Genomic DNA, 17,709 nt, shown 5'->3' on the forward strand with positions numbered 1-17,709 from the left:
AAGGAGACGACATGGACTTCCATTTTAATCAGGAACAGCAGCAATTCGCCGACGCGCTCCGGCGCTGGGTCGACAAGGATTACCCGTTTGAGACGCGGCAAACCATCATCCATTCCGCCACGGGTACGTCCGATGCCGCCTGGGCCACCCTGGCCGAGCTGGGCATGACGGCCTTGCCGCTGCCGGCCGCCGCGGGCGGTTTCGACGGCACGGCCGTCGACATGCTGCTGGTGATGCAGGAACTGGGGCGTGGCCTCGTGGTCGAACCGTATTTCGCCACCGTGCTCGGCGCGCGCTTCTTGACCCTGGCGGGCGGCCATGATGCGGTGCTGGAACAGGTGGCCAGCGGCAGCCTGAAACTGGCTTGCGCGCTCGGCGAGCGGCAGTCGCGCCACGACCTGCACGATATCGCCACGACGGCCACGGCCAGCGGCGACGGTTTCGTGCTCGACGGCGAGAAAACCGTCGTCATTCATGGCGCCCAGGCGGATTCTCTGATTGTGTCGGCGCGCAGCGGCGGCGGCCAGGATGAGACGGAGGGCATTTCGCTATTCCTCGTGCCCGTCGACGCGCCCGGTGTTTCCGTGCGCGACTACCGCACCATCGACGGCCAGCGCGCCGCCACCGTGACCCTCGTGCAAGTGGTGCTGGGGCATGAGGCACTGGTCGGACAAAAGGGGCAGGGCTGGCCTGTGCTCGATGCCGCACTCGACTATGGCGCCGCCCTGCTGTGCGCGGAAGCCGTGGGCGCCATGGACGCCATCTTTGCCGCCACGCTCGACTACTTGAAGACGCGCCAGCAGTTCGGCGCGCCGATCGGCAAGTTCCAGGCCCTGCAGCACCGCATGGCCGACATGTTCATCCACCTGGAGCAAGCCCGTTCGATGGCCATGCTGGCCGCCGCCAAGGCCGATAGCGACGACGCGTTTGATCGCCGCCGTACCGTGTCCGCCGCCAAGGCGCGGGTGGGCCTGGCCGCCACCTTTGTCGGCCAGCAAGCCGTGCAATTGCATGGCGGTATGGGCGTGACGGACGAATTGCCCGCCGCCCATCATTTCAAGCGCCTCTCCATGATCGCCCTGACCCTGGGCGACGTGGACCATCACATCGAGCGCTTTATCGCCCAGCCGGGCTTCTTGCCGACGGAGACCGCATGACCGCATCGACCGCTATCGCCCCGAAACACTGGTATTTCGAAGACTTTACGCTAGGCCTGGAAATCGACCTGGGCCAGCGCCACGTGACAGAAAAGGAAATCATCGCCTTCGCCACGGATTTCGACCCGCAGCCGTTTCACGTCGACCATGCTGCGGCGGAAAAAACCATCTTCAAGGGCGTCATCGCCAGCGGCTGGCATACCTGCGGCATGATGATGCGCCTGGTGGTCGATAACCTGCTCAAGCATTCGTCCAGCATGGGTTCGCCCGGCCTGGACAGCATCCGCTGGCTCAAACCCGTGCGCGCAGGCGACACCCTGCAGCTGACCTACCAGGTCAAGGAAGTGCGCCCGTCGACGTCGAAGCCGGACCGCGGCTTCGTCATTTCCGTGTGGAGCGTGCGCAACCAGCATGGCGAAGTGGTGACCACCGTCGAAGGCATGGGCATGTTCGGCCGCCGCCCGGCCGGAGAGCACCATGCGTGATATCGCCGGCATCGCCGGTTTCCAGGCCTTGTCGGGACAGCACGTGGCCGTCTCCGACTGGCTCACCATCACGCAGCAGCGCATCGATACCTTTGCCGACGCCACGGACGACCATCAGTGGATCCATGTGGACGCCGAGCGCTGCGCGCGCGAGTCGCCGTACGGCTGCACCGTGGCGCACGGTTTCCTGACCTTGTCCCTGTTGCCGGCCATGCTACAGGGTGCGCTGCACATGGCCGGCATCCGCATGGCCATCAACTATGGCCTGAACAAAGTGCGCTTCCCCGCGCCCGTGCCCGTCGGCAGCCGCCTGCGCGCGCGGCTCGACATCCTCTCCGTCGAGGACGTGCCGGAAGGGGCGCAAGTGAACTGGGCCGTCACGATGGAGAGGGAAGGCGACGCGAAACCCGTGTGCGTGGCGGAATTTTTGATGCGCTGCTATCCCTGAGCGGCAAGCTGAGCCCACATCGCAGGTCGGCGTAGGTCGGCGTAGGTCGGCTTAGCCCGCAGGGCGTAAGCCGACATGTGGCGGCATCGTGCGGCAGTCCGACAGGCAGCCGTGCGCTCCTGCGCGTGCGCCGGATGTACGCTGGTGGCGCGCCGGCGCTTTCCGGCGAAGGAGTGAATGATGTCTAACAATGCAAGCAGCGGAAACAGCGGCGCTGGCAAGGGCGCCGCCAAGGGTAGCAGCGCTACGGGCAGAGGTCGCGGTCCCGGCAATGCGGGTGGCTGGCCCAGCACGACGGGACGGCCATCCGGCGGCAAGCGGTCCAACGGCCCGCCCGCAAAGGGCCGATAGTCTGCCTGATTACTCCCCCTCCGACGCGCAATACCTGTCCCGCCCCGTCTGCTTGGCGCGGTACAGCAGGGCGTCGGCGGCGCGGATCAGGGCGCTGGGGTCCATGCCTTCCGTGGGCATGACGCTGGCCATGCCCAGGCTGACGGTGACGTGCGGGCCGGCGCTCGATCTGGCGTGGGCAATTTGCAGCGCGCGCACTTCGTCGAGGATGCGCTGGGCCACCACTTCGGCGCCGTCGCGCGTTTCCTGCGGCAGCAGGATGATGAATTCCTCGCCGCCGTAGCGCGCCAGCAGGTCGGGCGGGCGCACGGCGCAGCGGCGCAGGGCGTCGCTCACCTGCTGCAGGCACAGGTCGCCCGCCTGGTGGCCATACGTGTCGTTGTAATCCTTGAAGTGGTCGATATCAGCCATGATGAGGGCCATCGGCACGCCGTCGCGCGCGCAGCGCCGCCATTCGCTGTCCATCGTGTCATTGAAGCTGCGCCGGTTGGCCACGCCCGTCAGCGTATCCGTCAGCGACAGCTCGCGCATGGCGTCGGCCTGCCGCTTGATGGTCAGCTGGCTGCGCACGCGGGCCCGCACGACGGCTGCGTTGAACGGTTTCGTGATGAAATCGACGGCGCCCGCTTCCAGCGCCCGCGTCTCGTCCTCGGGCTGGTTCAGGGCCGTGACGAAAATGACGGGAATGGCGCTCAGGATGGCCGATTCGCGCAGCGCATTGCAGACGGCGTAGCCATCCATGCCGGGCATGACGGCGTCGAGCAGGATCAGGTCCGGCAGTTGATTATGCGCAATCTCCAGCGCCTTCTCTCCGCTCAGGGCGAACAGCACCTCGTGTTCCTCGCGCAGCAACTGGTGCAGGATCTGGATGTTTTCCATGGCGTCATCGACGATGAGGATGCGCCCGTTCATGGCAAGGTTGGTCCAGCTCACTTGTTTTCCTCTCGTTTCAGCTGATCGAGCACGAGTTTTTCCGCTTCGGAAAAATTCAGGGTTTCGATCGCGTTGGCCAGCGCCAGGGCCGCTTCCCGGTCTGATTGTTGCAGGGCGGGGTGCAGCGCGTGGAATTGGGCCAGCGCCTTCAGGTTATTGTTGCGGATCAGGACAAGCAAGTCGGCCAGGCCGGCGCGCAGGTCGGGCGGCGCGCTGCCGGGTGCGGCGGGTGCACCCTGCCCGCGCCGCAGGGGCGAGGGCAGGGTGCGCGCCGCCTCGATGACTTCGGCCATCGCCAGTTCCAGCTGCCCCAGCAAGGCGGGTGTCGCGTGCGATTGCGCCGTTTTCAGCGTTTTTTCCGCCTCGCCTGCCAGGCTGGCGACGTGGGCGGCGCCCAGGTTGGCCGCCACGCCGCACACGCGGTGCAGCAGCTGCGCCGCCTGCCGCGTCTGGCCGGCGGCCAGCAGGCGCCGCGTGTCCTCGACGGCGTCGCCTTGCGAATTTTCAAAGCGCTTGAGCAGGGCCAGGAAGGCGCCGTAGTCGCCGCCGAAGCAGTGCAGGGCAGCCGCCAGGTCGATGCCGGGCACCGTGGCCGGCACATCGGCCATCCACGCGACGGCATTCGCGGCCGGCATGGCGCTGCCGCCAGTGCCCGCACCCGGCGGCGCCGGCACCAGCCGGGTCAGGGTCTCGATCATGTCGTCGACATCGATGGGCTTGGCCACATGCGCATTCATGCCGCTGGCGATGGCGCGCAGACGGTCCTCGTCCATGGCATTGGCCGTCATGGCGACGATGGGCAGGTCCGGCAAGCCCAGCGCGCGGATGGCCAGGGTGGCGTCGTAGCCGTTCATGACGGGCATCTGCAAATCCATCAGCACCACGTCCCAGGCGTCCGGTGTGCTCGTGAGCAAGTCGACGGCCAGCCGGCCGTTGGCGGCCACGGCCACGCGCGCGCCCGAGTGCAGCAGGATGTACTGCGCCACTTCCTGGTTGATTTCATTGTCTTCCACCAGCAGGACGCGCATGCCTTCCAGCAAGCCCGACAGGGGCGTGGACACGGGCAGCGCGGAAGGCGCGCTGCGGCCTTCGCGCACGGCCGTCACGGCCGCCAGCAGGCGTGCCGGGGTGGCCGGTTTCGAGACGATGCCGGCCAGCATCAGGCTGTCGGCCAGGCGTTCGAGATTTTCGCTGTCCTGGTCGGCCACCAGCATGATCACGGGCGGCAGCGCCAAGAGCGCATCGGCGCGCGCCTCGGTGAGCATGGAAATGCCATCCATGCCTGGCATGGCCGCGTCGAGCAGCACCAGGTCTGCCGGCGGCAAGCCGTCCGGGCCACCGGCCTGGCGCAGCAAGGCCAGGCCGGCCGCGCCGCTGTCGGCGCTGCGGCTGTGCCAGCCCTGCGCCGCGCACCAGTCTTCCAGCATGGCGCGCACGCTGGCGTTGTCGTCGATGATCAGCAACGACAGATCCCTGGGCGCGCCCTTGCGGCGCGGCTCGGGCGGCGCCGCCGCCTTGCCGAAGCGGCAGCGGAAGCGGAAGTCGGAACCCTGGCCCAGCGCGCTTTTCACGCTGAGGGTGCCGCCCATCAATTCCACCATGCGCCGGCAGATGGCCAGCCCCAATCCCGTGCCGCCGTATTTGCGGCTGGTGCCGCTGTCGCCCTGGGAAAACGCGTCGAAGATGCGTTCCTGCTCGGCCGAGCCGATGCCGATGCCCGTGTCGCGCACGGAAAACTCCAGGGTCACGCTGGCCGCATCCTCGGCCGCCATGCCGATGGCCAGCACCACTTCGCCATGCGAAGTGAATTTGACGGCGTTGCCCACCAGGTTGATCAGGATCTGTTCCACGCGCAGGGCGTCGCCGATCAGTTCATCGGGCACGCCGGGGGCCAGCACGAACACGGGCTCCACGCCGCGCGCCCAGGCGCTGCTGGCCAGCAGCACGCCGACGCTGTCGAGCATGCGTTCGAGCTGGAAGCGGCGCTGTTCCAGCACCATCTGTCCTGCCTCGATCTTGGAAAAATCGAGCACGTCGTTGACGATATGGAGCAGCGACTGCGTGGCCATCTGGATCTTGCCGACGTAGCTGCGCTCGCGCCGTTCCAGCGGCGACTCTTCCAGGAGGCGCGCCAGGCCGATGATGGCGTTCATCGGCGTGCGGATTTCATGGCTCATGTTGGCGACGAATTCGCTCTTCGCCGTGCTGGCCGCCTCGGCCTTGTCGCGCGCGCGCACCATCTGCTCGTTGAGTTCGTGCAGGCGCAATTCCGTGCGCTTGAGTTCAGAGACGTCCGAGGCCAGCACGAAGAAGCCGCGCACGCCGCCGCTGTCGTCGACGTCGGGGATGTAATTGGTCCACGTATGGCATACCTGTCCCGTGGGGTCGAGCAGGTCGCGCTCGAAGCTTTGCGGCCGGCCCGCCAGCACGCCCTCGACGTGGGGCGCATACACGTCGAACAGTTCCTGCCCCAGCAATTCGCTCATGTGGATGCCGGCCAGCTCGGCGCTGCTGCGGCCAAACCATTCGTTATAGAAATTATTTGCGAAGCGGCAACGCAGATCGGCGCCCCAGTACGACACCATGCCGGGCAGGTTGTCGGTGACGGTGCGGATGAAGCGCTCGCTCTGTTCCAGGCGCAAGGTGGTGGCGTGCAGCACCTCGGTGGCGCGCTTGCGCTCCGTGATGTCGATCGATACCCCCAGCACGTGGCTGGCGCGCCCCGCGTCGTCGCGCAGCACCACCTTGCGCGTGGTGAAGTGGCGCGTGGTGCCGTCGGCCGTGTTGATCGGCTCCTGTTCGATTTCCACCATCTGCCCCGTGGCCAGCAGCTTGCGGTCGGCGCTGACGAAGGCGGCCGCCTGCTGCGGCGGGAAGAAGTCGTGGTCGGTCTTGCCCAGCAATTGCTCGCGCGAGCGTCCCAGGGTCAGTTCCGCGTGGCGGTTGACCATTTCAAAGCTCAGCTTGTCGGCACGCTTGACGAAGACCATGGCCGGGATGTTTTCGATGATGGTGCCGAACAGGTGCTTCGAGCGGCGAAATTCCGCTTCGCTGCGCTTGCGCTCGCTAATGTCGAGCCACAGGCCCGACACGCCCAGCAACTGCTGCTCTGGGCCGAAAATCGGGTGATACGAGACGATCCAGTGACTGAGCTGCTCGCGCTGCCGCCCGCCATGGCCCTGCAATTCGAGGTCGACGATGGGCGATCCCGTCTCGAGCACCTGGCGCACGCAGCGTTCCACCTCCATGCGCACGGCGTCGTCGAACAGCATGGCGCCCACGGGACGGCCCAGATGCTGCGCCACGCTGGCCCCGTGGATGGCGGCCAGGTACTGGTTGATCATGACGACGCGCAAGTCCAGTCCCACGAACAGCATGCCGATGGGCGCCGTCGCGTAGACGGTTTCGAGCAGGCGCGTGGATTTTTCCAGGGCCAGGGTGCGCTCGCTCACCAGGCTTTCGAGCTGTGTGCGGTGGCGCCGCAAGTCGCGTTCCAGCGCGCCCAGCGCGGCTGCCATGTCGGCCGATTCGCGGTCCGTGTGCCGGTGCGAGAGCAGGGGCTTGCCTTGCGCCAGCGCATGGATTTGCACGGTCAGTTCCTGCAGGGTGCTGGCCAGGCGGCCGCCCACACGCCAGGCCAGGGCAAAGCCGGCGCCCAGCAGCAGGGCCAGGATGAGGGAGCCGGTGACGACGGAGCGCAGCAGGGCTTCGGCCACCGTGCTGGTGCGGATGGTGACGGCCACCGTCCAGGCGTCGTCCGGCGCGCGGCGAAAGCCCGTATACACGTCGATGCCTTCCAGGGTGGCGTGGCGCAGCACGCCTTCGCGCTGCTGGCGTATCTGCTCCAGCAAGGGGGCCGGGCTGCGCTGGCCCACATAGCGCTGGGGCGCCAGGGTGCGCGCCACGTTGATGCCGTCGGCGTTGACGATGGCCGCGCCCAGGTAGGCCGGCAGGTGCAGCTCGCGCAGCAGCAAGGGCAGGTAGTCGGGCGGGTACAGCGCCGTCAGCACATAGGCGGGCCCCTTGTTACGCGGCAAACGTTGGTTCAGGGCCAGCCGCGGCACCTCGTCCGGCGACGTCAGCAAACTGGTCAGCCGTGGCTTGCCGTAGTCGCGCGCGCGGTCCATGCTGGCGGCCCATTTTTGCGGCAAAGGGGGCGGTGTCTGGCCGGCGGGCAGCGATGTATTGATGAGCTGGCGTCCCTTGGCGTCGGAGACGATGAAGGCGCTGACGGCCAGGCCCGGCTGCAGCAGGCTGCCGGCCAGGGCGCGCAGGGCGTCGATATCGTCGTCTTGCAGGGCGGGCGAGTCGGCCAGGAGGCGCGCGGCCATCTGGGCGCCGCTCAAGTCGCGTTCGATGGCGGCGGAGACGGCGCGCGCCGCCTGCGCCGTTTCGCTGACGACATGGTCGCGTTCGCGCGTGTAGCTTTGCGCCACGAGCAGGAGAAACACGAGGGCCGTCGGAATGACCCAGGCGAACACCAGCCATGAAATTCTTGAGCGTATCGAAGGCAAATCTTGCACCCGGAAAGCTCCCAGAATGGATGAGTCGACAGGCAGGCTCACGCTGGCGCTGGCTGACCTTGAATGAAAAGATGCTAGACGAAATTGATTGTTCTGACAAGCCTAGTTTCTTGGATGGAAAAAAGGTTGCGCAAGGCATACAGAAGGGAGGTGACGCCCCTCCCGCCGTGGCGGCGGGAGGGCAGGGAAACTTAGGGGACCACGGTCAGCACGTCGACATCGATTTCCGGGCTTTCCATGAAATCCTTTTCCACTTCGCCGCGGATTTCCACGCGGGTCCTGGCGTCGATCTGGCGGTTCATGAAGACCTTGTCGTCGATGTCCACGCGGATTTCCGCCGTGCCGTCGGAAAACGTGTATTTCTCGTTGCCCACTTTGCGCAGCAGGTGGCCGCGCAGCACGACGGCCTGGTCGTCGACGGGATTTTTCAGGATGGCGGCCACATTGCCGGGCGCGGCGGGGCCGGTCGTCGGCCCCACGTATTGGGCGTGCGCGCCGCCGGCCAGCAAGGCGCAGGCGGCCAGGGAGACGATGAGTGTGCGGTGCAGGGACATGGTATTCCTTCGATAGTGAGTGGCGGCTCAGAAAAAGACGGCGGTGCGGGGGATGATAGCACCGGTATTGCCATAGGGCATGTTCGCCCGGACGCTGCCCGTGCTGGCCACGCCATCGTCGAGTTTGCTGTCGATCTGCTCGGCGTAGCCTTCGGGCAGGTTGTCGAAACGAATGCCGTTGCCGGCCCGACCGCCCACTTCATCGTTGTACAGGTAGACGGCGCCGCCCTGGGCGCTGGTCATGAATTGCGAGGTGCCGTTGAACGAGCCGGTAATGAAGCCGCCCAGTGCCAGGTGCTGCGGCGCCAGCGTGAATTCGCGCGGCTGGCCGTCGCCGATCTGGCCGTCGCCATTGCCGTTGCCGGCCGAATTGGGCACGTGCACGGTGCCCTGGATATCGTCGCCGGGCAGGGCGCGGAATTTGTCCTGGTAGGCGTTGACGGCGGCCGTCAGCGCATTCGACTGCTGGATGATGTTCTTCACCTTGGCGCTGTCGATCAAGCCTTGTCCCTTGAGCACGCCGCCGAGCAGCAAGCCGATGATGACCAGGACGATGGCGATTTCTACGAGCGTAAAGCCGTGCTGGCGGCGTGGGAGCATGGGGATTTCCTTGGAAAAAAGTGCTGGGGACTGATATGGCAGTTTACTGCAATTGGCGCCGCGCGCGCACGGCATGTCGGACGGTGGCTCATGGCGCCGCCTTTTTCTTGTCGGCCAGTGCATCGAGCTTTCGCGCGAGGAAAGCGAGTTCGTGCGGGTCGCTGATCTGGCCGCTGGCGATCAGGCCGCCGATCACCAGGCGTGCGCTGTCGAGCTGGTCCATGTCTTCCAGGATGAACGCTTCCATCTCGCGCACCCAGGCTGGCACTTGCGGCCCCGTCGCCAGCCGGCGCAGGTCGCGTGCATAGGCGAGCGCCAGCGGCAGGTCGTGCAACTGGTGTTTGGCCACCAGCGCCGCCTGCGCCATGGCGGGCCAGCGGTGCTGCGGGTCGGCGGCGAAGCTGGCGGCGACGAAGGCCAGCATGCGCCGCGCGCGCTGCGGATCGGCCACGCCCGCGTACACTTCGCTGGCGGCCACCAGCGCGTAGCGGCTGCGTGGGTCGAGCGTTTGCGCCGTCTCCAGCCAGCCGGCCAGGCGGTCATAGTCGAGCTTGCGCCACGGCAGGCTGACGCCGGGCTGGTCTTCGAACGATTGCAGGTACAGCAGCATGGCCTTGGCCATGGCCAGCGGCTCGCCCAGGCTGGCCAGGCGCGCCACGGCTGCCGGCGGCGCGGCGGGCAGGGGCCGCGCCTGCGCCGGTGCGTGCTGCTGCGCCAGGCGCCAGCCCAGCTGCAGCAGCAGGCAGGCCGCCAGCAGCCAGCACAGGGGGCGCGGCACGCTCGACCAGGGACGCTGGGCGGCGGCCATCAGATGTTCCTGCGGTAAAAGTCGCACAGCGCGCAGCTGGCCAGCAAGGCCACATAGATGGCCGTTTGCGCCGCGACGCCGGCCAGGGCTTGCCAGTCGCCGGTCGCGTACAGCAGCCACTCCGTGCGCGCAAAGGCGTCGAGGCGGGGCAAGAGCAGGGCCAGCACGTCGATGGCGCCTGCCGTGGCCCGTTGCACCAGGGAGTCGCCCGCCTGCGGGCCGTGCGCAAGTAGCTGCAGGCTGCCCAGCATGCGCGCCAGCACATAAAAGCCGCTAGTGGCGGCCAGCGCGGGCAAGGCCTGCTGCAGGCTGGCCGCGCACAGCAGGCTGAAGGCGGCGACGATCCACAATTCTCCCAGCAAGGACAGCGCCCACAGCGCGCTTTGCGCGGGCGCGGCGAACAGCGCCATCAGCAGGCCGAACAGCACGGCGGGCACGGCCGCCAACGCCCCGTAGCCCAGCAATTTGCCCAGCAGGTAGGCTGCGCGCGGCATGGGCAAGGCCAGCAGCAGCTCGAGGCCCCGGTCGGCCGCTTCGCGCGCCATGCTGGTGATGATGAACGTGGCCAGCAGGAAGACGCCGGCCAGGCGCAAGGCGGCCGCCAGCAGCGCCGCCTGCACGGCGCCGCTTTCCGTCAGCGCCAGTTGCTGCAGGAAGCCGGCCAGGCCGGCGGCGGCGCAGGCGGCCAGCACGAACAGCCACGGCAGGCGGCTGCGCAGCGCTTCGAGCAGCGTGTAGCGGGCGATGGTGAGGGCGGGCCGGAGCATGGATGCGTGCATCAGCGGGGCAGCCTTTGCGCCGCCACCATGCGGTTGAACAGGATGTTCGGCGACAGCCAGACGACGATATCGTCGAACTCGCCGCCGGGCTGCTGCGGGCCGCTGGCGGCGCGGCTGATGACAGTGGTGGCGTTCGATGCATTGTTGCGCTCGTCGACATTGTTGCCGAAAGGCACAGCCTGGCGCTGGCCCTGCACGCCTGTGGCGCCAAAGCCGTTCTTGCCATGGGACATGATCATGGCGGGGATGTCCCTTAACGCCGTCGCCTGCAACAGTGCGCCGCCATTGCGCGTGACGATGCTGATGTCGCGCGGCGTGCCCAGGTTGAATTGCTGCTCGCTGTCGCTGAAGGCGGGCGTCACGCTGTAGCGGAACAGATTGTTCCAGCTGTCGCCCTGGCGCAGCCCCAGGGTGGCCCAGGGCAGGAAGCCCGCACGTTTTTCGCCCGTGCAGCGGGCGCCGCGCCGGTCTTCCAGGCCATTGCCGGCGGAGATGGCGGGGCACGGCAGGTAGCCGTAGCGCAGCGCAAAGCCCGTCAGCGCTTCCTTCGCTTCATTGAGCGCCTGTTGCGTCTCGGCCACCTTGCGCTGTTCCAGCTGCACCGTCAACGGCGTGACCAGGCCGCCGATCATCAGGCCCACGATGACGAGCACGATGGCGATCTCGATCAGGGAAAAGCCGCCCTGGCGGCGCGCATGGAGGGCGCTCATGGCAGGTTGCGCGCGGCGCGCATGCGTTGATACAGGGTGGGCAAGGTAATCCAGGTGAGCATGTCGTCAAAGGTGCCACCGGGCGGCGTGGCAAGCTCGGTGGCGGGGCGGTTAATGAAGCGGCGGCTGGCGCTGTCGTTGGCGGCTTCGTCGATATTGCCGCGCGCCGTGTTGATCTGCGCCACGCCGCTGGCGGCCGTGCCGTAGTGATCCTTGCCTTGCGAGAACAGCACGGCGGGCAGGCATTGGGCGCTGACGTCGCACTGGTCCTGTCCCGCCACGTAGGCGAGTTCACCGCGGCCGTCGCGCGTGAGCACGACTCTGTTGGCGACAGCGGAAAACGAGACGATGGGCGCGCGCGCCATTTCCGGCGTGACGCTGTAGCGCAGCAGCTTGCCCCAGGCGTCGACGCCGTCCACGCCCAGCGCCACCCACGGCAAGAAGCCGCTGCACTCGGCGTCGCCGGCGCAGTCGGCGGGACGTTCGCGCCCGTCGAGGGCGGACGCGGCCGGACGGGGCAGGCGGCCATTGGTCGCCGCAAAGCCCAGCAAGGCGTCGCGCGCCTGCGCCAGGGTGGCCAGGGTGCGCTGCTGGCGTTCGGCTTCGCCGGTGTTGCGCCCGAAGGCGCCGATCAGCAGGCTGGCCGTGCCCAGGCCCAGCACGGCCACCAGCAGCAACAGGGCGGCGCCGCGCTGGCAACGGGGTTGGCGATGCGCCTGGCGCGGCGTCATGGCGGCGCCTCGGTGACCGTGCCGCTGGCCGGGTCGTAGCGCTGGCCGGGCTTCAGGAGCACCACCTGGCCGTTCGACAGGCGCAAGGTCAGGGCGCCGGGCGTGCCGGACTTGTCGCGCGCAAGGCGGTTGTGCGGTTCGTTTTGCGTTTCCTGGTTCAGCCAGACGGTAGAGCGGCCGCTGCTGCGCTGCACCACGCCATTCAGTTCCACGGGCGGGGCAGGCGGCGGTGGCGGCGGCGGGGCCGGGGGCGCCGCCAGGGCAGGATCGGGCGCCGGCGGGCCGTAGCGCTGCGCGTCGAGCTGGGCGCGCTGGTCGGGCGACAGGAACAAACGGCCCAGTTGCGGCGACTGTGCCTGGGCCGTGAGCGCGGCGCTGGCCAGCAGCACGCCCAGGACGAGAGGGCGCAGGACGGGGAGGCGCAGGAGGGGGAGGCGAAGGACGGGGGTGCCGCTCATGGCCGCCCCGGCACGGGCGCGCTGCCCAGGGTCAGCCACAGCAGCTCGCATTCGGCACCCACGGTGGGCGCAGCTCCGCTGCCTGGACCGGCCCCGGCCGCAGCGTGGCGCTTGAGCGTGCAATCCTGCACGGCGAAATAGCCGGCCTGGCGCAAATCGTCCAGCAGGTTCAGCAAATCCATCTCGTGCAGCAAATCCATCTGCAGGCGCATGCGGCTGCCGCGCAGCTGATATTGTCCCATCACCATGGGCAACGGTACTTGCAGCCCTTGCTGCGGGCTGATGTCATAGCTGATCGGCAGCAGTTTGCGCTGTTCCTGGCTGCGGCGGATGGCGTCGATCCAGGCCAGGCGGTTTTCCTCGCCGATCAGGCCGCGCTGGCGCAGGGCCAGGAATTGCGGTTCGTAGGCGCGGATTTCCTGCTTTTCCGCCTCCGCATGGTTGAACAGGAGGGCGGCCGCCGAACGCGTGCGCTGGGCCAGGTCCAGCTGCTGTGCTTGACGCGCCCGGTAGGCGGCACTCAGGCTCAGCAGCACCACGCTGGCCAGCAAGGTCAGCGCGAAGCATAGCAGGGCGCGGCGTATCAGATGCAGTTCGCCCAGCCAGGCCGGCAGCGCGCGCGCGGGCGTGCCGCTCCGTTGCATGCCGGGCAGGGGCGGCTGTTTGACGGGGCCGCTCATGGCTGCCACGCGAGCAAGAGGGTGAAGCGGGCCTGGCTGGCCGGCGCCGGCACGGCGCTCTTGCCGGACAGGGCCGCGCTGGGGCGCAGGTCGAGCGGCGTTTCCTCGATCGTCACCTGCATGCCCGGCTGGCGCGCCAGGGTTTGCGCGAAGGCCGTGATGGCCGCCAGGGCCGCACGGTAATCGTTGTTCGGCATGGCCACGTCCGCTTCCAGGCGCAAGGCCTGCGGCGGCGCGACGGGAATGCCGGCCAGGGCGCTGCCGGCCGGTGCGCCCGTACTTTGCTGCTGTGGTGGCGTCTGATTGCTCGCCACGCGCGCGGTCGCCTGGCCCGCATGCCAGTGCAGCTGGCCGAGCGCGACTTGCGGCGCCTGGTCCAGTGCGGCGCTCAGCATGCCCAGCAGCCGGCCCGGCTCCGGCGCCTGGCTGGCGATCATGTGGCCCAGGGTCACGGCCACTTTCATGTTCTGCGTCTTGGCCGGCGCCGGCGGCTGGGTCGACATGACGCTGCGGTAGCGCTCCTGATAGGACGCCGTTTCCTGCGCCAGGCGTTCGATGGCGGCCCCGTCGGCTATGCCGCCGAGCAAGTTAATCGCGCACCACAGGGCCGCCGATGCGCCGATCAGCGTGCTGGCGCCATACAGCGTCTTGCGCGCGCGCTGGAAATGGTAGTAGCGGGCCAGCGCGCCGGGCGGATAGTGGCTGGACGGCGGATGCTTGCCCAACAAAGTCAGCAGCAATTCGTCGGCCAGCGCCGGCGTGCGGCGCAAGCCCACCCGTTCGCCCGCCAGCTGCAGGTCGATGAAGTGGTAAGCTACTTCGACGCCGTTGTCGCACAGCAGTTCGAGCTTGGCGATTTGCGCGGCCGGCGCCAGGATGACGGTATTCAAGACGTCGCCGCGCGCCAGCATGCGCGTGCTGGTGAGAAATTGCCGCGTTTTTTCCGTTTCCAGCGCAATATTCACGGCCACGCCGTCGAGCGCGATGGTGGCCGTCTGGCGCGAAAAGCGCAGCTGGCCCTTTTCATAGTAGCTTTGCCGCAAGCCGCCCGACTGCTGCGTCACCAGCAGCAAGTGTTCGTGCGCGATCGACAGCTTTTTGACCAGCGCGATACTGAGCAGGCTGGTCGAATAAATGCCGGCCACGGGCACGCGCAGGTGCTCGAGCGCCTCCGTCCATGGCTGCAGCAAGGACGGGTTGGTCAGCGCAAAGAACAGCACCTGGTCGTCGTGGCGGCCCGTGCTTTCGCGGCCCAGCAGGGTGCTGCCCCGGTAGGGCGTGTCGCGGTGTAATTGCTGCTTGCGCCGCTCCAGCAGGGCCCGGCCGGCCTTGCCGCGCACGTGGGGCAGCAGCTGGCGCTGGAAATCTTCCTCGATCAAGTCCGTCAGCAGGTAGGCGGGCACGTCCAGCCGTTGCCCCTGCGGATCTTCCAGCCACGCGGCGAAACCGTCCAGCCCGGCCGCGCTGGCGGGGAAGGCCTGGCCCTGGCCCAGCACGCCGTGGTCCCAGTCGTAGGCGCACAGGGCGTCGCTGGTGATGTAGAGTAATTGTTTGCGGAACACGGCGGTCTCAGGTCTCGGGTCTCAAGTTTTCATCGTGCTGATGGTGTCGTAGATCGGCCCCAGCACTGACAGCATGATCCAGCCCAGCAGCAGGCCCAGGATGACCGTCATGGCCGGCTCGATCATGGCTTGCACTTTTTCAATCAATTCCTTCACTTCGCGGTTGTAAAAGTAACTGACATTGCGCAAGGCCGTGTCCAGCGAGCCCGTGGCCTCGCCCACCTTGAGCATGCGGATCACCAGCGGCGGGAAGATGCCCGTATGCTGGAAGGCGGCGGTCACGCCATGGCCTTCGCTGATCAGCTGGGCGGCGCGGCGCAGGCCGGCCGCCACCACCTGGTTGCCGGCGATGCCTTCGGACAGGCGGATGCATTCGAGTATCGTGATGCCGGAAGCATACATCAGGGCAAAAAACGTGGCGAAGCGGGCCAGGATGATCTTGTGCAGTACGGGGCCGACCAGCCACAGCCGCAGCTTCAAGCCATCCCACGCGTAGCGGGCCGCCTCGCTGCGGCGGATCAGCGCGCGCAGGCCGAAAAACAGCAGCACGGGCAAGGCCAGCAGCACATACCAGTAATCGATGAACACATTCGATACAAAGATCAACACGCGCGTGTGCAGCGGCAGCTCGCCGCCCATGTTGCGGATGAAGGCCGTCAGCTGGGGTACCAGATAAATCATCAGGAAAAACGTCACGCCCGCCACCACCAGCGCGACGATGACCGGGTACATGACGATCTTGCGCGTTTGCGAGGCCAGCTCGTCCTGCCACTTCAGGCTTTCCGACAGATTCTTGAACACTTCGGCGATCTTGCCGCTCTGTTCGCCCGCCAGGATCAGGCTGGTAAACGTGGCGTCGAAGATGTCGCCATGCTGGGCCAGCGCGCCCGACAGCGGCAAGCCGCCTTCGATGCTTTCGATCAGATCCGTGACGACTTCGCGCAGGCGCGGGTGGTCCGTGCTTTCGCGCAAGTCGTTCAAGCCTTCCAGGATGGGCACGCCCGCACCCGTCAATTGTTCCATGTGGAAGCAGAAGTTGATCAGGTCGCGGCGGTGGATGACCCGCTTGCCCAGCAGCACAAGATACTGGCCCGTGATCTTGCAGTCGATCAAGTCCAGCTGCATGCGGTGCAGGCGCGCTTCCAGGTCCGGCACGTTGGCCGCCTCCATGCTGCCGGGAATCAATGCGCCGGCGGCATCCATGGCGCGGTAGACATATTGCGCCATCAGGCCAGCCTTTCCGTCAAGTCGACCACGCGGCCCACTTCTTCCAGCGTGGTCACGCCTTCGAGCACGCGGCGCACGCCGTCGTCGACGATGCCCTTGAAGCCGGCCGCGCGCGCCGCGTTCTTCAATTCGCGCGAACTGGCGCGGCGCGCCGTCAATTCATCGAGTTCAGCCGTCATCTTGAGGATTTCCATGATGGCCAGGCGGCCCTTGTAGCCCTGGTGCGCGCAGCGCTCGCAGCCGACGGCGCGGCAGATGGAGGCGGGCGCATCGCTTGTTGCCAGGCCCAGCAGGCGGCGCTCGACGTCGTCGGCGATCACGGTTTCCTTGCAATGCGGACACAAGCGGCGCACCAGGCGCTGCGCCACGATGCCGATGATGTTGCCGGCCATGATGTCGGGCAGGATGCCGATGTCGAGCAGGCGCGCCACGGAACCGATGGCCGAGCTCGTATGCAAAGTGGAATACACCTGGTGGCCCGTCATGGCGGCGGCAAAGGCCATTTCCGCCGTTTCGCGGTCGCGGATCTCGCCCACGAGGATGATGTCCGGGTCTTGCCGCATCATCGAGCGGATGCCGTCGGCAAAGCCCAGCTTGACCGATTCGTTGACGGAGGTCTGGCGTATCATGTTCATCGGATACTCGACCGGGTCCTCCAGGGTCATGATGTTGACGCTTTCCGTATTGATATGGTTGAGTATCGAATACAGGGTGGTGGTCTTGCCGCTGCCCGTCGGGCCCGTCACGAGGATCACGCCGTCGGGACGGGCGATCATCAGTTTGAGCAAGTTCAGTTCCGCTTCGGCCAGGCCCAGCCCGTCCAGCGGGACGATGCCCTTTTGCCGGTCCAGCACGCGCAGCACGACGTTTTCGCCATGCGTGGTGGGTTGCGCGGACGCGCGGAAGTCGATTTGCCGACCGGAAAACTTGATGCTGATGCGCCCATCCTGCGGCGCGCGCGCTTCGGCGATATTCATGTTCGACATCACCTTCAGGCGCACGGCCATGGCCGGCCAGTACGATTTGTGCAGGCTGCGGATTTGCCGCAGGATGCCGTCGATGCGGTAGCGGATGCGCAGGAACGACTGTTCCGGCTCGAAATGGATGTCCGAGGCGCCGTTCTGCACGGCGTCGGCCAGCAGCGCGTCGATCAGGCGCACCATGGGCTGGCTGTACTCGTCCGACGGCGACGCCATGCTTTGATAGCTGACTTCGCCCGTTTCGATTTCGTGCAGGATGCCGTCGATCGACAATTCAAAACCATAGTACTGGTCGATGGCGCGCGAAATGTCCGATTCGTTGACGAGCACGGTGGAAATCGTGATGCCCTTGACCAGCATGGCGCTGATCTGGTCGAGCGCGACGATGTTGCTGGTGTCGGCCATGGCCAGGATCAGATTGTCCGCCTGCCGCTCGTAGACGATGGGAAAGACACGGTAGCGCTTGGCCACGTCCTTCGGAATCAGCTTCAGGGCGATGGCGTCGACAACCAGGCTCGACAGGTCCGCGCTGACCTGTTTCAGGTTTTCGCTGAGGGCCTCGCGCACAGTGGCTTCCGTGACGAAGCCCAGGGTGATCAGCAGCTTGCCCAGCGGTTCGCTGCTGCGCCGCTGCTCGATCAGGGCGATGCGCAACTGGTCTTCGCTGATCACCCCTTTCTGGATCAGCAATTTGCCCAGCGGAAGTTTTGCCTGTTCTGCCAT

16 protein-coding genes are annotated in these 17,709 nt (G+C 67.0%); 3 read left to right on the forward strand and 13 right to left on the reverse strand.

The features are described from left to right. Positions 1 to 11: 11 nt before the first annotated feature. From AC1Q6X_RS12245 to AC1Q6X_RS12255, 3 genes are read left to right on the forward strand one after another with little or no spacing between them, the layout of a single operon-like run. Positions 12 to 1,157, forward strand: coding sequence for an acyl-CoA dehydrogenase family protein (locus AC1Q6X_RS12245; RefSeq protein ID WP_492497245.1), 1,146 nt, complete (start codon positions 12 to 14; stop codon positions 1,155 to 1,157). Beyond that, positions 1,154 to 1,642, forward strand: coding sequence for a MaoC family dehydratase (locus AC1Q6X_RS12250; protein WP_492497247.1), 489 nt, complete (start codon positions 1,154 to 1,156; stop codon positions 1,640 to 1,642). The genes AC1Q6X_RS12245 and AC1Q6X_RS12250 overlap by 4 nt, the downstream gene beginning before the upstream one ends. Then, the gene (locus AC1Q6X_RS12255) at positions 1,635 to 2,090 is read left to right on the forward strand and encodes a MaoC family dehydratase (protein ID WP_492497249.1); all 456 of its coding nucleotides are present in this window, start codon (positions 1,635 to 1,637) and stop codon (positions 2,088 to 2,090) included. The genes AC1Q6X_RS12250 and AC1Q6X_RS12255 overlap by 8 nt, the downstream gene beginning before the upstream one ends. A 360-nt stretch (positions 2,091 to 2,450) precedes the next feature. Here AC1Q6X_RS12255 and AC1Q6X_RS12260 read toward each other — a convergent pair whose 3' ends face one another. The 13 genes from AC1Q6X_RS12260 to AC1Q6X_RS12320 form a co-directional block, all read right to left on the reverse strand. Further along, the gene (locus tag AC1Q6X_RS12260; protein WP_230504841.1) at positions 2,451 to 3,374 is read right to left on the reverse strand and encodes a diguanylate cyclase domain-containing protein; all 924 of its coding nucleotides are present in this window, start codon (positions 3,372 to 3,374) and stop codon (positions 2,451 to 2,453) included. Further along, complete coding sequence (locus AC1Q6X_RS12265; protein WP_492497251.1) at positions 3,371 to 7,855, reverse strand: PAS domain-containing protein; 4,485 nt, start codon at positions 7,853 to 7,855, stop codon at positions 3,371 to 3,373. The genes AC1Q6X_RS12260 and AC1Q6X_RS12265 overlap by 4 nt, the downstream gene beginning before the upstream one ends. A gap of 233 nt (positions 7,856 to 8,088) precedes the next feature. After that, positions 8,089 to 8,451: a YgiW/YdeI family stress tolerance OB fold protein gene (locus AC1Q6X_RS12270; RefSeq protein ID WP_492497253.1), complete on the reverse strand. Its 363-nt coding sequence runs from the start codon at positions 8,449 to 8,451 to the stop codon at positions 8,089 to 8,091. 27 nt (positions 8,452 to 8,478) lie between these two features. Then, positions 8,479 to 9,051 carry a prepilin-type N-terminal cleavage/methylation domain-containing protein gene (locus tag AC1Q6X_RS12275; RefSeq protein ID WP_070291219.1) on the reverse strand — a complete coding sequence of 191 codons (573 nt, stop codon included), beginning with the start codon at positions 9,049 to 9,051 and terminating at the stop codon, positions 8,479 to 8,481. 88 nt (positions 9,052 to 9,139) lie between these two features. Continuing rightward, positions 9,140 to 9,859, reverse strand: a complete 720-nt coding sequence (locus AC1Q6X_RS12280) for a hypothetical protein (protein WP_492497255.1) — start codon at positions 9,857 to 9,859, stop codon at positions 9,140 to 9,142. Then, a complete protein-coding gene (locus AC1Q6X_RS12285; protein ID WP_492497257.1) occupies positions 9,859 to 10,638 on the reverse strand; it encodes an ABC transporter permease subunit in 780 nt (259 codons plus the stop codon). The genes AC1Q6X_RS12280 and AC1Q6X_RS12285 overlap by 1 nt, the downstream gene beginning before the upstream one ends. Continuing rightward, positions 10,638 to 11,348, reverse strand: coding sequence for a type II secretion system protein (locus AC1Q6X_RS12290; RefSeq protein WP_121669847.1), 711 nt, complete (start codon positions 11,346 to 11,348; stop codon positions 10,638 to 10,640). The genes AC1Q6X_RS12285 and AC1Q6X_RS12290 overlap by 1 nt, the downstream gene beginning before the upstream one ends. Next, complete coding sequence (locus AC1Q6X_RS12295) at positions 11,345 to 12,079, reverse strand: hypothetical protein (protein ID WP_492497259.1); 735 nt, start codon at positions 12,077 to 12,079, stop codon at positions 11,345 to 11,347. Before AC1Q6X_RS12295 ends, AC1Q6X_RS12290 begins: the two co-directional genes overlap by 4 nt. Then, the gene (locus tag AC1Q6X_RS12300) at positions 12,076 to 12,537 is read right to left on the reverse strand and encodes a hypothetical protein (RefSeq protein WP_492497261.1); all 462 of its coding nucleotides are present in this window, start codon (positions 12,535 to 12,537) and stop codon (positions 12,076 to 12,078) included. Before AC1Q6X_RS12300 ends, AC1Q6X_RS12295 begins: the two co-directional genes overlap by 4 nt. Continuing rightward, on the reverse strand, positions 12,534 to 13,217 hold the full coding sequence (locus AC1Q6X_RS12305; RefSeq protein ID WP_492497263.1) for a hypothetical protein: 684 nt from the start codon (positions 13,215 to 13,217) through the stop codon (positions 12,534 to 12,536). Before AC1Q6X_RS12305 ends, AC1Q6X_RS12300 begins: the two co-directional genes overlap by 4 nt. Continuing rightward, a complete protein-coding gene (locus tag AC1Q6X_RS12310; RefSeq protein WP_492497265.1) occupies positions 13,214 to 14,779 on the reverse strand; it encodes a hypothetical protein in 1,566 nt (521 codons plus the stop codon). The genes AC1Q6X_RS12305 and AC1Q6X_RS12310 overlap by 4 nt, the downstream gene beginning before the upstream one ends. A 21-nt stretch (positions 14,780 to 14,800) precedes the next feature. Next, positions 14,801 to 16,006, reverse strand: coding sequence for a type II secretion system F family protein (locus AC1Q6X_RS12315; protein WP_070224564.1), 1,206 nt, complete (start codon positions 16,004 to 16,006; stop codon positions 14,801 to 14,803). Beyond that, positions 16,006 to 17,709 (reverse strand): GspE/PulE family protein, encoded by a 1,704-nt coding sequence (locus tag AC1Q6X_RS12320; RefSeq protein ID WP_070224563.1) that lies wholly within the window; start codon positions 17,707 to 17,709, stop codon positions 16,006 to 16,008. The genes AC1Q6X_RS12315 and AC1Q6X_RS12320 overlap by 1 nt, the downstream gene beginning before the upstream one ends.

This window comes from Janthinobacterium sp. GW823-FHT06H09 (genome assembly GCF_058794735.1).

Bases quoted from the DNA above. Each gene is read 5' to 3' on its own strand.
- AC1Q6X_RS12245 (WP_492497245.1), top strand. From the start codon at position 12: ATGGACTTCCATTTTAATCAGGAACAGCAGCAATTCGCCGACGCGCTC.
- AC1Q6X_RS12250 (WP_492497247.1), top strand. From the start codon at position 1,154: ATGACCGCATCGACCGCTATCGCCCCGAAACACTGGTATTTCGAAGAC.
- AC1Q6X_RS12255 (WP_492497249.1), top strand. From the start codon at position 1,635: ATGCGTGATATCGCCGGCATCGCCGGTTTCCAGGCCTTGTCGGGACAG.
- AC1Q6X_RS12270 (WP_492497253.1), bottom strand. From the start codon at position 8,451: ATGTCCCTGCACCGCACACTCATCGTCTCCCTGGCCGCCTGCGCCTTG.
- AC1Q6X_RS12275 (WP_070291219.1), bottom strand. From the start codon at position 9,051: ATGCTCCCACGCCGCCAGCACGGCTTTACGCTCGTAGAAATCGCCATC.
- AC1Q6X_RS12280 (WP_492497255.1), bottom strand. From the start codon at position 9,859: ATGGCCGCCGCCCAGCGTCCCTGGTCGAGCGTGCCGCGCCCCCTGTGC.
- AC1Q6X_RS12285 (WP_492497257.1), bottom strand. From the start codon at position 10,638: ATGCACGCATCCATGCTCCGGCCCGCCCTCACCATCGCCCGCTACACG.
- AC1Q6X_RS12290 (WP_121669847.1), bottom strand. From the start codon at position 11,348: ATGAGCGCCCTCCATGCGCGCCGCCAGGGCGGCTTTTCCCTGATCGAG.
- AC1Q6X_RS12295 (WP_492497259.1), bottom strand. From the start codon at position 12,079: ATGACGCCGCGCCAGGCGCATCGCCAACCCCGTTGCCAGCGCGGCGCC.
- AC1Q6X_RS12300 (WP_492497261.1), bottom strand. From the start codon at position 12,537: ATGAGCGGCACCCCCGTCCTTCGCCTCCCCCTCCTGCGCCTCCCCGTC.
- AC1Q6X_RS12305 (WP_492497263.1), bottom strand. From the start codon at position 13,217: ATGAGCGGCCCCGTCAAACAGCCGCCCCTGCCCGGCATGCAACGGAGC.
- AC1Q6X_RS12315 (WP_070224564.1), bottom strand. From the start codon at position 16,006: ATGGCGCAATATGTCTACCGCGCCATGGATGCCGCCGGCGCATTGATT.
- AC1Q6X_RS12320 (WP_070224563.1), bottom strand. From the start codon at position 17,709: ATGGCAGAACAGGCAAAACTTCCGCTGGGCAAATTGCTGATCCAGAAA.